The organism is Rhizobium sp. BR 362 (assembly GCF_036528765.1).
Lineage (GTDB): Bacteria > Pseudomonadota > Alphaproteobacteria > Rhizobiales > Rhizobiaceae > Rhizobium.
Window position 1 is genome coordinate 16680 of the sequence record NZ_JARWGH010000031.1, and the last position, 13064, is coordinate 29743.

Annotated in this window: 10 protein-coding genes and 2 pseudogenes; 8 read left to right on the forward strand and 4 right to left on the reverse strand. The window is 58.3% G+C overall.

Features of this window, described 5'->3' with window-relative positions; genetic code table 11:
* The first annotated feature begins 48 nt into the window (after window positions 1-48).
* The 5 genes from QDY28_RS25005 (at window position 49) to QDY28_RS25025 (ending at window position 4647) form a co-directional block, all read left to right on the forward strand.
* Entirely contained in the window at window positions 49-747 is a 699-nt protein-coding gene (locus QDY28_RS25005; protein ID WP_184805964.1) for a CoA transferase subunit A, read from the forward strand.
* 16 nt (window positions 748-763) lie between these two features.
* Window positions 764-1393 carry a 3-oxoacid CoA-transferase subunit B gene (locus QDY28_RS25010; protein ID WP_184805962.1) on the forward strand — a complete coding sequence of 210 codons (630 nt, stop codon included), beginning with the start codon at window positions 764-766 and terminating at the stop codon, window positions 1391-1393.
* 71 nt (window positions 1394-1464) lie between these two features.
* Window positions 1465-2646 (forward strand): acetyl-CoA C-acetyltransferase, encoded by a 1182-nt coding sequence (locus QDY28_RS25015; RefSeq protein WP_184805960.1) that lies wholly within the window; start codon window positions 1465-1467, stop codon window positions 2644-2646.
* A 15-nt stretch (window positions 2647-2661) separates the two neighbouring features.
* Window positions 2662-3159 (forward strand): UPF0262 family protein, encoded by a 498-nt coding sequence (locus QDY28_RS25020; protein ID WP_184805957.1) that lies wholly within the window; start codon window positions 2662-2664, stop codon window positions 3157-3159.
* Window positions 3160-3201: 42 nt separating this feature from the next.
* The gene (locus QDY28_RS25025; protein WP_425516144.1) at window positions 3202-4647 is read left to right on the forward strand and encodes a Glu/Leu/Phe/Val family dehydrogenase; all 1446 of its coding nucleotides are present in this window, start codon (window positions 3202-3204) and stop codon (window positions 4645-4647) included.
* Between the two features lie 164 nt (window positions 4648-4811).
* Here the strand turns inward: QDY28_RS25025 and QDY28_RS25030 are convergent.
* Window positions 4812-6287, reverse strand: a pseudogene (locus QDY28_RS25030) (NAD-dependent succinate-semialdehyde dehydrogenase).
* Window positions 6288-6371: 84 nt separating this feature from the next.
* Here QDY28_RS25030 and QDY28_RS25035 point away from each other — a divergent pair.
* Window positions 6372-6596: a hypothetical protein gene (locus tag QDY28_RS25035; RefSeq protein WP_184805955.1), complete on the forward strand. Its 225-nt coding sequence runs from the start codon at window positions 6372-6374 to the stop codon at window positions 6594-6596.
* A gap of 110 nt (window positions 6597-6706) precedes the next feature.
* On the opposite strand, the gene gltA is transcribed toward QDY28_RS25035, so the two are convergent.
* The 3 genes from gltA to QDY28_RS25050 all read right to left on the reverse strand — a co-directional run bounded on the left by gltA (window position 6707) and on the right by QDY28_RS25050 (window position 9977).
* Complete coding sequence (gltA, locus tag QDY28_RS25040) at window positions 6707-7996, reverse strand: citrate synthase (RefSeq protein WP_184805953.1); 1290 nt, start codon at window positions 7994-7996, stop codon at window positions 6707-6709.
* Between the two features lie 144 nt (window positions 7997-8140).
* A complete protein-coding gene (locus QDY28_RS25045; protein ID WP_184805951.1) occupies window positions 8141-8320 on the reverse strand; it encodes a hypothetical protein in 180 nt (59 codons plus the stop codon).
* A 64-nt stretch (window positions 8321-8384) separates the two neighbouring features.
* A complete protein-coding gene (locus QDY28_RS25050; RefSeq protein ID WP_184805949.1) occupies window positions 8385-9977 on the reverse strand; it encodes an isocitrate lyase in 1593 nt (530 codons plus the stop codon).
* A 124-nt stretch (window positions 9978-10101) separates the two neighbouring features.
* Between QDY28_RS25050 and QDY28_RS25055 the strand changes: the two genes are divergently transcribed.
* Both QDY28_RS25055 and QDY28_RS25060 read left to right on the forward strand, forming a co-directional pair.
* Window positions 10102-11499 (forward strand): helix-turn-helix domain-containing protein, encoded by a 1398-nt coding sequence (locus tag QDY28_RS25055; RefSeq protein WP_184805945.1) that lies wholly within the window; start codon window positions 10102-10104, stop codon window positions 11497-11499.
* A 262-nt stretch (window positions 11500-11761) separates the two neighbouring features.
* Window positions 11762-12679: pseudogene (locus tag QDY28_RS25060) on the forward strand (MFS transporter).
* The last annotated feature ends 385 nt before the right edge of the window (window positions 12680-13064 follow it).

Here is a 13064-nt window from a genome sequence, read left to right on the forward strand (position 1 = left end):
TCCAGGCGGCGCCTCGTCGCCGCAACAGACGAACCTAACGGGGGGAGAATGAACAAAATCTTCGACAATCCGCCGTCGGCGCTTGAGGGCTTGCTGTTCGACGGCATGTTCATCGCGGCGGGTGGCTTTGGCCTTTGCGGCATTCCGGAACTGCTGATCGATGCGATCCGCCAGGCCGGCACCAAGGACCTGACGATCGCCTCGAACAACTGTGGCGTCGATGACTTCGGCCTCGGCGTGCTGCTCAAGACCAAGCAGATCAAGAAGATGATCTCCTCATATGTTGGCGAGAACGCCGAGTTTATGCGGCAATATCTCAGCGGCGAACTCGAGCTCGAGTTCAATCCGCAGGGAACACTCGCCGAACGCATGCGCGCCGGCGGCGCCGGCATTGCTGGCTTCTATACCAAGACCGGCGTCGGCACCGTCGTTGCGAAAGGAAAGGAACTGAAAATCTTTGATGGAGAGGTCTTCGTTCTGGAGACCGGCATTGTCGCCGACCTGTCGATCGTAAAGGCCTGGAAAGCCGACTCGTCGGGAAATCTCGTCTTCCGCAAGACCGCCCGCAACTTCAATCCGCCAGCCGCCACCTGCGGCAAGATCTGCGTCGCCGAAGTCGAGGAGATCGTGCCGGTCGGCACCCTCGATCCCGATCACATCCATGTGCCGGGGATCTATGTGCATCGCCTGATCCAAGGGCAACACGAGAAACGCATCGAACAGCGCACGACGCGCGTGGCTGCTTGAGGGAAGGGGACGAGACATGGCCTGGGACAGAAACCAGATGGCGGCACGTGCTGCCCGCGAACTCGAAGACGGCACCTACGTCAATCTCGGCATAGGCATTCCGACGCTGGTTGCCAATTATATCCCTGAAGGCGTCCATGTGACGCTGCAGTCGGAGAACGGTCTGCTCGGCATCGGCCCATTCCCGACGGAGGATCAGATCGATGCCGACCTTATCAATGCCGGCAAGCAAACGGTAACGGCATTGGCGCATTCGGCCTTCTTCGATTCAGCGCAGAGCTTCGCGATGATCCGCGGCGGCAAGATCGCCATGGCGATCCTCGGCGCCATGGAAGTGGCCGAGAATGGCGACCTCGCCAACTGGATGATCCCCGGCAAGCTCGTCAAGGGCATGGGCGGCGCGATGGATCTGGTTGCCGGCGTCAAGCGTGTGGTCGTCGTCATGGACCACACCAACAAGTCCGGCGAATCCAAGGTGCTGAAGGCCTGCACCTTGCCGCTGACCGGAAAGGGCGTCGTCGATCGGATCATCACCAATCTCGGTGTGCTCGACGTCGTCGATGGCGGACTGAAGGTGGTCGAGCTTGCCGAGGGGGTCACTGACGGCGAGATCCGCAGCGCCACAGAGGCGACCATCGTCAACTAGGCCCGAAGGCTTATTGTCGAAACGCTGGAGCCGGCCTTTGCCGGCTTACCAGGACCATAGAGGAGACTACTATGAGCACCCCATCGATCGTCATCGCCAGCGCCGCCCGCACTGCGGTCGGCTCCTTCAACGGCGCGTTCGCCAATACGCCGGCGCACGAGCTCGGCGCTGCCGTCATCAAGGGCGCGCTCGAGCGCGCCGGCGTCGAAGCGGGTGAAGTCGACGAAGTGATCCTGGGCCAGGTTCTGCAGGCCGGCGAGGGCCAGAACCCGGCGCGCCAGGCGGCGATGAAGGCAGGTGTCCCACAGGAAAAGACCGCCTGGGGCATGAACCAACTTTGCGGTTCCGGTCTTCGCGCCGTCGCACTCGGCATGCAGCAGATTGCCACCGGTGATGCGAAGATCATCGTTGCCGGCGGCATGGAATCCATGTCGATGGCGCCGCATTGCTCACATCTTCGCGGCGGCGTGAAGATGGGCGACTTCAAGATGATCGACACGATGATCAAGGACGGCCTGACCGACGCCTTCTACGGCTATCACATGGGCGTCACCGCCGAGAACGTCGCTCGCCAGTGGCAGCTCAGCCGTGAGGAACAGGACCAGTTCGCGCTCGCCTCGCAGAACAAGGCCGCGGCTGCACAGAAGGCCGGGCGGTTCGTCGACGAAATCATTCCCTTCATCGTCAAGACCCGCAAGGGCGACGTCACCGTCGACCAGGACGAATATATCCGCCATGGCGCAACGCTCGACCAGGTGACCAAGCTGCGGCCCGCCTTCGACAAGGAAGGCACGGTGACGGCCGGAAATGCCTCCGGCCTTAACGACGGCGCCGCCGCGACCCTGCTGATGACCGAAGCACAGGCATCGAAGCGCGGCATCCAGCCGCTCGCCCGGATCGTCTCCTGGGCGACGGCAGGCGTCGATCCGCAGGTCATGGGCACCGGCCCGATCCCGGCGTCGCGCAAGGCGCTGGCGAAAGCCGGCTGGGCGATCGGTGATGTGGAACTCGTCGAAGCCAACGAGGCCTTCGCCGCCCAGGCCTGCGCGGTCAATAAGGACCTCGGCTGGGATCCCAGCATCGTCAACGTCAATGGCGGCGCGATCGCCATCGGCCATCCGATCGGCGCTTCCGGTGCCCGCGTGCTCAACACGCTGCTGTTCGAAATGAAGCGCCGTGGCGTTTCTAGGGGCCTTGCAACGCTCTGCATCGGCGGCGGCATGGGTGTCGCCATGTGCGTAGAAACGCTTTGAGGGGAGGGCAGGGTCATGACCTCCGCCGAGTACCGTCTCTGCGACGTATCGGTCGACCGGTCCTTCGGTGGCCGGGACGCAAGAATTGAACGGGAGCAAGCGCTCGCGGTCATCGACCTCTTGGAATCCAATACATTCATGCCAGTCGGTCACGACGGCGGACCTTATCGCCTCAGGATCGAAGCGGTTGACGGACGCCTGGCACTGCATGTCACCGCCGACCATGGCGAACATGTTGTCAGTCATTACCTGTCGCTAACGCCCTTCCGCCGACTGCTCAAGGATTACACCCGCATCTGCGAGAGCTACTACGAGGCCGTCCGGCACCCTGGGCCTGAGCGCCTTGAGGCAATCGATATGGGTCGGCGTGGCCTCCACAACGAGGCTGCCGAACTGCTGAGAAGCCGATTGTCAGCGAAAGTGAACATCGACAACGACACCGCCCGCCGGCTGTTCACGCTGATCTATGCTTTGCTTGTGCGCAATGCGGACCAAAGAATTTTGTTGAGCTGAGACAGCACAGCGCCTGAGCTACTCGAGCAAGGAGAACCTCCAGTGAATGCAATACCACAACGCAACGTACAGGACGGGGAAACCAGCTCCGCTGGCTTTCTGGACAGCGTTGACCAGAACTTCCGCCATGCCATGACTTTCCTCGACCTGCCGGAAGGACTGTCAGAGCGGATCATGCAGTGCAACTCGACCTATACGGTTCGTTTCGGCGTCCGCCTGCGCGGCCGCATGTACAGTTTCATCGGCTGGCGTTCGGTCCACAGCGAGCACTGCGAACCGGTGAAGGGTGGCATTCGCTATGCATCGAATGCCGATGCCGAAGAGGTCGAGGCGCTGGCAGCGCTGATGACGCTCAAATGCTCGCTGGTCGATGTGCCGTTCGGCGGCTCGAAGGGGGCGCTGAAGATCGATCCGCGCGAATGGACGCCGCAGGAGCTCGAGCGCATCACGCGCCGCTTCACCCAGGAGCTCAACAAACGTGGCCTGATCGGCCCCGGCGTCAACGTTCCGGCGCCCGACATCGGCACGGGCGAGCGGGAGATGGCCTGGATGATGGACGAGTTCCGCCGTGCCAATCCGACCGATGTCATCAACGCCCGCGCTTGCGTGACCGGCAAGCCATTGTCGAAGGGCGGCATTGCCGGGCGCACCGAAGCAACCGGCCGAGGCGTCCAGTTCGCCATCCAGAGCTATCTCCGCGATCCGCGCACTGCCGGTCTGAACGGCAAGCGCGATCTGAAGGGTACTGCGGTTATCGTTCAGGGCTTCGGCAATGTCGGCTACCATGCGGCAAAGTTTCTCTCCGAAGAAGACGGCGCCCGGGTTACCGTCGTCGCTGAACGGGACGGTTATATTGCCAACGCCGATGGTCTGGCGATCGAGGCGCTGAAGCAGCATCAAATCAAAACCGGCAGCATCCTCGGCTTCGTAGGCGCCACCTCGTTTCCCGGCGATATGACGGGCATCGAGCAGCCATGTGACGTCCTTATTCCGGCGGCGATGGAAAATGCCATCCATGCGGGGAATGCGAAACGCATCGAGGCAAACCTGGTGGTCGAAGCGGCCAACGGCCCGGTGACCTTCGAGGCCGACAAGGTTCTGCGCACCCGTGGGCTCACCATCCTTCCCGATCTCTACGTCAATGCCGGCGGTGTCGTCGTCAGTTACTTCGAGTGGGTGAAGAACCTGACGCATATTCCCTTCGGCCTGATGGAACGGCGTCGGCGTGAGCGGCGTAACCAGACGATCGCCGCAGCACTCGAACGCATGACCGGCAAGGATTTTCCGGCGGACATGCGCGAGGAGTTCCTCGAAGGCGGGGCGGAGATCGATCTCGTTCGCTCCGGACTGGAAGACGTCATGCGAAGCACCTGGGGGCGCATTGCTGACCTGATGGAGCAGCAACCGGAACTCGCTGACTACCGAACCGCCGCCTATGTCGCGTCAATCCGACAGATCGCCGATGCCTATGAAGCGATAGGTATCTGATCGGCGACACGTACGAAAAGGGCTTCGTTTAGGGGATCAGTCGCTTCAGCTTTGAATTCGCCTCCCAAGCGACGTGGCTGCCGCCGAACAAGTTTCGACGGCAGCCTCTTTTTTGTGAGAGACTGGTATCAACAGCGTCAAATCGCGGGAGGTCGTAATCCGCGTCAGAGGCCACCCAGGCAAAGGTACTTCATTTCAAGATAATCCTCGAGGCCGTGACGAGACCCCTCACGTCCAATGCCTGACTGCTTGATCCCTCCGAAGGGTGCAGCCTCCGACGACATGCGGCCGGTGTTGATGCCGACTATCCCGTATTCCAGCGCTTCGGCCACACGTCAGACCCGCTTGAGGTTCGAAGCATAGAAATAGGCGGCGAGGCAGTAGATCGTATCGTTAGCGTCTCGCACGACTTGCTCAGGGTCGTCGAAATGGATGATTGGTGCCAGAGGACCGAAAGTCTCTTCCTGGGCGATGCGCATTGAGCTGACGACATTTGTAATCACGGTCGGCTCAAAAAATGTTCCGGACGTGCCGATCTGGCGCCCACCACATCGCACTATTGCCCCTTTTTTGACAGCGTCGTCGACATGCGCTTCGATCTTTGTCAGAGCATGATTGTCGATCAGAGGCCCGATCGCGGTGTCCGGTTCAAAGCCGTCGCCAATGCGAAGTCTTCGCGCGTGCGCGGTGAACTTTTCAGCAAATTCGTCATAGACGCGTTTTTGGACGTACAGCCGATTGGCGGACACGCAGGTCTGCCCAGCATTGCGAAATTTGGCTTGGATCGCGCCATCGACGGCGGCGTCGATATCAGCGTCGTCGAAGACGATGAAAGGCGCGTTCCCGCCGAGTTCGAAGCTGATGCGCTTAATCTGGTCGGAGCACTGGCGCATCAGCAATCGGCCGACTTCGGTCGACCCGGTGAAACTGATCTTTCGCACCTTTGGGTTTGAACACAATTCACGACCGATAGCGTCACCCTCTGACGCATAGACCAAATTGACAACGCCCTCCGGGAAACCAGCTGCACGCGCGAGGGCGAACATGGCCCCGGCAACCAGGGGCGTTTGCTCGGCGGGCTTCAAGACAACGGTACAGCCAGCGGCAAGCGCCGGCGAAATCTTGCGCGCTACCATCGAGGCCGGAAAGTTCCAAGGGGTAATGGCGCCGACAACACCGATTGGTTGCTTGATCACCAGCATACGCCTGTCATTGGAGGGCGCTGAAATGGTCTCGCCGTAAATGCGGTTAGCCTCTTCGGCGTACCATTGAAGATATGCCGCCGCGTGCAAGACTTCCGACTTCGCCTCTCCGAGTGGCTTTCCCATCTCGGCCGTCAAGATCACCGCAAGATCGTCGCTATGTTCGAGGATCAGCCGATGCCAGTTCCACAGTATGTCGGAGCGCTCCCGGGCGGTGAGTCCAGCCCAACGCCCCTGGGCAGCATGCGCCTTGTCAATGGCGACGGAAACCTCTTCAGCGCTCATGTCCGGCACCTCGGCCAGCAGGTCACCGGTGGACGGGTTAAAGACTGCAAAGCGCTTCATGGATGTAGCCGTGTGCGTGCTCGGCTCGGAGGTTAGGCGGAGGAATTGCTCCGGATTTTTCAAATGCCTCGTTAATGCAGCAGTGAGCGTCATCTCCGTTTTTCCTCTTCCGATCGTCAACGTCTACAGCTTTGTTTATCTGAACGTTTATGCTGAACGGGGACGCCGGAGCAATGGTTGTTCATGATCGTTGCGGTCCAGGTGGCGCGCAGCTTGGCTGAGGGCAATCAAGGCATCGATTTCCACTTTTGCACCTTTCGGCAACTCCTCAGCCTACCAGCAGGGGTAGGGGGTCTCGAGGGGCAGCATGATACGATTGACGTCGGCGAAGTCGCTGAGTTCAAAGAGCAGAACGTGTGCTTTCAACGTCTTGGCATGCCAGCGCTAGACCTTCGCAATTGAAGCAAGATTCGTCAGGCACATTGGGCCAGTTCGACGACTTTTGCATTCGGCACTTGCTAGGTCGCGGCCAGCATTGGGGAGCCGGGCTTTCGCTTCGTCAAGGATGTCGTTCAGCGCTTGGAAACCGGAACGTATTCGCGCAGCGGTGCGCCGGTATAGAGCTGGCGCGGGCGGCCGATACGCTGATCCGGATCTTCGATCATCTCGTTCCACTGGGCAATCCAGCCGACGGTTCGGGCAAGCGCAAACAGTACCGTGAACATGGTCGTGGGGAAGCCGAGCGCCTTCAGCGTGATACCGGAATAGAAGTCGACATTCGGGTAAAGCTTCTTCTCGATGAAATAGTCATCGGTCAGSGCGATACGCTCSAGTTCGATCGCGATGTCGAGCAGCGGATCGTCCTTGATRCCGAGTTCGCCGAGGACCTCGTGCGCCGTCTTCTGCATRATCTTGGCGCGCGGATCGTAGTTCTTGTARACGCGATGACCGAAGCCCATCARWCGGAACGGATCGTTCTTGTCCTTGGCGCGGGCGATATATTCCGGAATGCGGTCGACCGTGCCGATTTCCGTCAGCATGTTSAGCGCAGCTTCGTTGGCGCCGCCATGGGCCGGSCCCCAGAGGCATGCGATGCCGGCGGCGATGCAAGCAAAGGGATTGGCGCCGGAAGAGCCGGCRAGGCGAACCGTCGAGGTCGATGCGTTCTGCTCATGATCCGCGTGCAGGATGAAGATGCGGTCCATGGCGCGGGCAAGCACCGGATTGACCACATATTCCTCGCAGGGCACGGCAAAGCACATGCGCAGGAARTTCGAYGCATAGTCGAGATCGTTCTTCGGGTAAACGAAGGGCTGGCCGATATGGTACTTGTAGGCCATGGCGGCAAGCGTCGGCATCTTGGCGATCATGCGCAGGCTKGCGACCATGCGCTGGTGCGGATCGGTGATGTCGGTGGAGTCGTGATAGAAGGCCGACAGAGCGCCGACGCAGCCGCACATGACGGCCATCGGATGCGCATCGCGGCGGAAACCGGTGAAGAAGCGGGACATTTGTTCATGCACCATGGTGTGATGCACGACCCGATAGTCGAAGTCCTTCTTCTGGGCTGCGGTCGGCAATTCGCCGTAGAGCAGCAGGTAACAGACTTCGAGGAAGTCGCCGTGCTCGGCAAGCTGTTCGATCGGATAACCGCGATGCAGCAGAACGCCTTCGTCGCCATCAATAAAGGTGATGCTGGACTCGCACGACGCAGTCGAAGTGAAGCCAGGATCATAGGTGAACATCTTCGTCTGCTCGTAGAGGGATCCAATGTCGAGGACGTTCGGACCGATCGTGCTTGATCGAAGTTTCAATTCGGCACTATGGCCGTCGACTAAGACACAAGCATTGTTGTTATCCATGATATTTTTCCTCAGGGCTCGCTAGCTGGGAACTAACAGCTGCCGAATGAACTGATCGGTGTTCTCAATTGTCTTCCCGCAGAGGGGGTTCGGAACGCAACTCTTCGAGCGCAATTGCAACGCGCGATTACAAGAGCTGCGATCTTAAGATATCCGGCCGAGCCGGTGATGCAGGTTTGAGTATTTTACTGCCACTGGCTCGTTTTTCACCAGATGCAGATAGTGGGCGACAGCTACCCGGATGAGCTCAAAGTCCTCTTGCGAAAAGACAGCCCGCGGTCGCTCCAGCAAGATCGGTTTCTTTTTCTCTTCGTCGTTCGACATTTCTTCCTCCGATAAGGCAAAGGAACGCAGGCCTGCTGCAGGTCCCTTGCAAGGTAGGTCTGCATCAGGCCGCAAACTGGTTCATGGTGTTATTAGCTCCGCCGGCCTTAAGCGCCGCTTCGCCGGCAAAATACTCTTTGTGATCGTCGCCAATGTCAGAACCAGCCATGTTCTGGTGCTTCGCGCAGGCAATGCCCTGGCGGATTTCCTTTCGCTGGACGTTGGCGACGTAACCGAGCATGCCCTGCGCGCCGAAATATTCTTTGGCGAGATTGTCGGTCGAGAGCGCCGTGGTGTGATAGGTCGGCAGCGTGATCAGGTGATGGAAGATACCGGCGCGTTTGGAGGCGTCATGCTGGAAGGTCCTGATTTTTTCGTCTGCTTCGCGCGCCAAATCGCTGTCGTCATATTGTTCGCTCATCAGCTTGGCCCTGTCGAACCCGGAGATGTCCCTTCCTTCGCTCTGCCAACCATCAAAAACCTGCTGCCGGAAATTCAGCGTCCAGTTAAAAGAGGGCGAGTTGTTATAGACCAGCTTGGCATTGGGGATCACCTGCCGGATGCGGTCCATCATGCTCGCGATCTGTTCGACATGAGGCTTTTCGGTCTCGATCCACAGCAAGTCGGCGCCATTGTTAAGCGCATTGATGCAGTCAATGACGCAGCGGTCGGCGCCTGTGCCTTCACGAAACTGATAAAGGTTGGAACGCAGCCGCTTCGGCCGCAAGAGCTTCGAGCCGCGCGTAATCAACACGTCGCCGTTGGAGGGTGGCTGGCCGGTGACATCGTCGCAATCCAGGAAGCCGTTGTACTGGTCGGCGATGTCGCCTTCGCTGACGCTGAAGGCGATCTGCTTGGTAAGGCCTGCGCCGAGTGAATCGGTGCGAGCCACGATGATGCCGTCGTCGATGCCGAGCTCGAGAAACGCGTAGCGGCATGCGCGGATCTTGGCGACGAATTCCTCGTGCGGAATGGTCACCTTTCCGTCCTGATGGCCGCACTGCTTTTCATCGGAGACCTGGTTCTCGATCTGCAGCGCGCAGGCGCCGGCTTCAATCAACTTTTTCGCCAGCAGGTAGGTTGCTTCGGCATTTCCGAAACCTGCATCAATATCAGCAATGATGGGAATGACGTGGGTCTGATGATTGTCGACCGCCTGAACCAGCTGCTGTTCCCGCGCTTGGTCACCCTCCACCCGGGCTTTGTCGATTTCCCTGAACAACATGCCGAGTTCGCGTGAATCTGCCTGGCGCAAGAAGGTGTAGATCTCCTCGACAAGGGCCGGCACGCTCGTTTTTTCATGCATGGACTGGTCGGGGAGCGGACCGAACTGCGACCGCAGTGCCGCAACCATCCAACCTGAGAGATAGATGTAACGGCGTTCCGTCGTGCCGAAGTGCTTTTTCAGCGAGATGACTTTCTGTTGGGCAATAAACCCATGCCAGCATCCGAGCGACTGCGTATATTTGCTCGGGTCTTGATCATAGGCGCCCATGTCCCGACGCATGATCGCAGCGGTATAGCGCGCAATGTCTAGACCGGTTCTGAATCTGTTCTGAAGGCGCATGCGAGCGACAGCTTCGGCAGTGAGGCCGGACCATGCGTGGTTTTCGGCAATCAAGGTTTTGGCTCCTTCAACACTATCTGAATACGACATTTACTCCTCCAAGGGTCGGCCAGTTGTGTGCACTGCAATAGCGGGTCGCCGTTTTCTTTTCAGCCGGTGCCTTTGTGATGTTGTCAAACTTTACAGTGATCCTTTGTAATGTTGTAATCGGCGTATGGAAAAACTCGGCGTTTATCTCGGTCCGCGACTTCGACGGTTGCGGAAAAATCTTGGCCTCACTCAAGCCGACATGGCATCTGACCTCGATGTCTCCCCTTCTTATGTCGCGCTCATGGAGGGGAATCAGCGACCGGTTACGGCCGAGATTCTTCTGCGACTTGCGAAGACCTACAGGCTCGACATGTCGCTCTTTGCCGACGACGGCACGCCCGAAATCCTTGCGCGACTACAATCGACCATGAAGGATCCAATATTCAGTGGCATAGAGATATCACCGCTCGAAGTCGCAGACGTGCTCAGCAGCTTTCCGGGGTTTGCAGAAGCGATGCTGCGGCTCTACACCTCGTACAAGGAGGAACAAATTGTTCTTGCCGATCAACGACAGGCCGCCCTCGACGGAGGGATCGATGAAGGAGCAGATCCTGTTGCGGGCGTGCGACGGTTCCTCGCAGCTCGACGTAATTGCTTTCCTGGCCTTGATGTTGCGGCAGAAAAGTTGGCGGCGGCGGTGAAGGAGGCTGGCGGGCTTCCATTCTATCTTATGCAACGTCACAATCTTCGAGTGAGACGATTACCAACGGAGATCATGTCAGGATCGGTCCGCCGACTGGACCGACACAGGCATGAGGTTCTACTTGACGACTGCTTGGATCTGGCAAGCCAAAACTTTCAACTTGCACAGCAACTCGCCTATCTTGAATCCGAGGGCGATATTCAAAAGTTCATTCAAGAAGGCAATCTTGCGACAGAGAGTGGGCGACGATTAGCGTACCGGGCGCTCGCAGGCTACTTTGCAGCAGCCGTCGTCATGCCCTACACGCAATTTGCCAAAGCGGTTGAAGCGCGCCGCTATGATGTCGAAGCGCTCTCGCGTCAATTTGGCACCAGTTTCGAACAGACGGCACATCGGTTGACCACACTACAGAAGCCCGGACAAGAGCGGATCCCCTTCTTCTTTATCCGTGTGGATTCTGCAGGCAACGTGTCCAAGTGCCTCGACAGCGCAAATTTTCCCTTCGCACGACATGGCGGTGGTTGCCCCCTTTGGACGTTGCACCAGGTTTTTACAACGCCGAGGACGGTGGTAACGCAGTGGCTAGAGTTGCCGGATGGCCAACTATTTTTTTCGATCGCTCGAACCGTAAGTTCCGGGGGAGGTGCCTTTGGACTTCCGCGCGTCGATCGGGCCGTGGCGCTGGTTTGCGAAGCCAGCCACGTCGAACGTCTGGTCTATCATAAGGACAACACGTCCGTTGTGCCAACGCCGATCGGCATTACCTGTCGTCTTTGCCAACGCGATAGCTGCACATCCCGGTCGGAACCGCCAATCGGCCGACAGATCTTGCCTGATCATTACCGGCGCACGGACGCGCCATTTGGGTTTTCCGACTGAGGATGGGGCCGCAGGAGGTGCGCCCTCGTGTTGTATCGGCGCCAAGATGGAACGAATTCGGATCGGCTCCGCCGTTCAATCCGGGATCGTGGCATGTCACTCCTAAAGTGACGCTCTCTTAGTCCAAAAGCTTCCCGCCAAAGGGCGTCAACCTGTCTATTAATGCAGGTTTCCTGTTCATCAACGTTGTCGGCACCGCTGAATAAATCCTACGTTTCGCGCCATCTGGCCCGCCAATCAGTTCTCCAGTCTCGGCCGGCTAATACAAGCGGTTGCGATCAGTTGGCTGATGGCGACCCTTTCGACCTCGGATGTGATGGTCGCATTGGTCCAGGCGTCTTCAACGTCACCTGCATTCATTCTGGCCATTTTCGTCGGGGCGATCGCTGACAACTTTAGCTGACGTAAGGTGATGATCATTGGCCGAAGCCTTATGATGACCGCATCCGCCATGCTCACGCTTTCCGTTGCTTTCGGCGAAACTGATCCGTGGATCATTCTCGGTTTCAGTTTTCAGGCTGGCTGCGGCATTGCTCTCCACGATCCCGCCTGGTAGGCATCGGTCGGGGATATCGTCGAACGGTCCCACCTGCCGGGTGCGGTCACGCTTATTTCTGTCGGGTTCAATACTGTTCGCAGTGTCGGTCCCGCACTGGGAGGGATCGTCGTTGCCTCAGCGGGGCCCCTCTCTGCCTTTGCGATTGCGACATTTGGTTTTGCAGTTCCGCTGATCACCTTGTGGCAAAATAAATGGAAAACGCTTTCCTCATCCTTGCCGCGTCAGGCGATGTTTACAGCTATCTGTGATGGCTTCACCGCTGTGTCCTCAGAAATCAAGGGAACGGTTGCACAGAGCCACTCGCTTTCGGTCGCATTTGGCTGCTCCACGGGCTGGCTGAGTGCCGGGCCGAAATCAAGTGGATCGATACCTAAAGGAACTGGACGCTTTGAAAACGGCCAAGGCAGGAACCATAAACATGATGACCCAAGATCAAGAAATTGCCGTGCATCGCGTCGCCGAGGTTATGCGCGGTTCCAATTCGGCTGTGGGAGGCCTTGGCCGCTGGCCCGAAGGCTGTCGCCGCAGCTCAGCGTGGTTTGCAAAAAGCGCCGGCGTCTCCCATCATCCCCCAGCTCGACTTCAGCTGTTTGCAAGACATCGGTTCGCATCGGCAAATAGCGTATGGTAAATCAATCAGTGGTAGAGCTTCGTGCTACAGCTATTTCAAAGTGACCGTTGCAATATCAAAATTGCAATTCTACTATGGCTTAGGCGAATTTTCCTTTCATTCGCCAAAGGTGGCTGCACGAGCAGTCACCTTTGGGCCACCAATCGCCCCTTCGAGGCGGCCCTTCCTTTGTGAGACGTCAACGGCATTTCGAATATTGGAACGAAAAGGATTCACATCGGCAAAGTGTTAGCCGCCGTAACCGGCAAGGTCGCCATCAAACCACGCCTCCCTGGCTCCTCTGCGATTCGGTGCCAGACAAGGAATCACGAGCGTTTCCTGCTACGGCAAGAGGGCAAATCATGAAAGCACTCACTGGAATAAATGTGGTAATTG

Excerpts from the sequence above, each read along its gene's own strand:
- QDY28_RS25005 (WP_184805964.1), top strand. The coding sequence starts at position 49 with ATGAACAAAATCTTCGACAATCCGCCGTCGGCGCTTGAGGGCTTGCTG.
- QDY28_RS25010 (WP_184805962.1), top strand. The coding sequence starts at position 764 with ATGGCCTGGGACAGAAACCAGATGGCGGCACGTGCTGCCCGCGAACTC.
- QDY28_RS25015 (WP_184805960.1), top strand. The coding sequence starts at position 1,465 with ATGAGCACCCCATCGATCGTCATCGCCAGCGCCGCCCGCACTGCGGTC.
- QDY28_RS25020 (WP_184805957.1), top strand. The coding sequence starts at position 2,662 with ATGACCTCCGCCGAGTACCGTCTCTGCGACGTATCGGTCGACCGGTCC.
- QDY28_RS25045 (WP_184805951.1), bottom strand. The coding sequence starts at position 8,320 with ATGTCGAACGACGAAGAGAAAAAGAAACCGATCTTGCTGGAGCGACCG.
- QDY28_RS25050 (WP_184805949.1), bottom strand. The coding sequence starts at position 9,977 with ATGTCGTATTCAGATAGTGTTGAAGGAGCCAAAACCTTGATTGCCGAA.
- QDY28_RS25055 (WP_184805945.1), top strand. The coding sequence starts at position 10,102 with ATGGAAAAACTCGGCGTTTATCTCGGTCCGCGACTTCGACGGTTGCGG.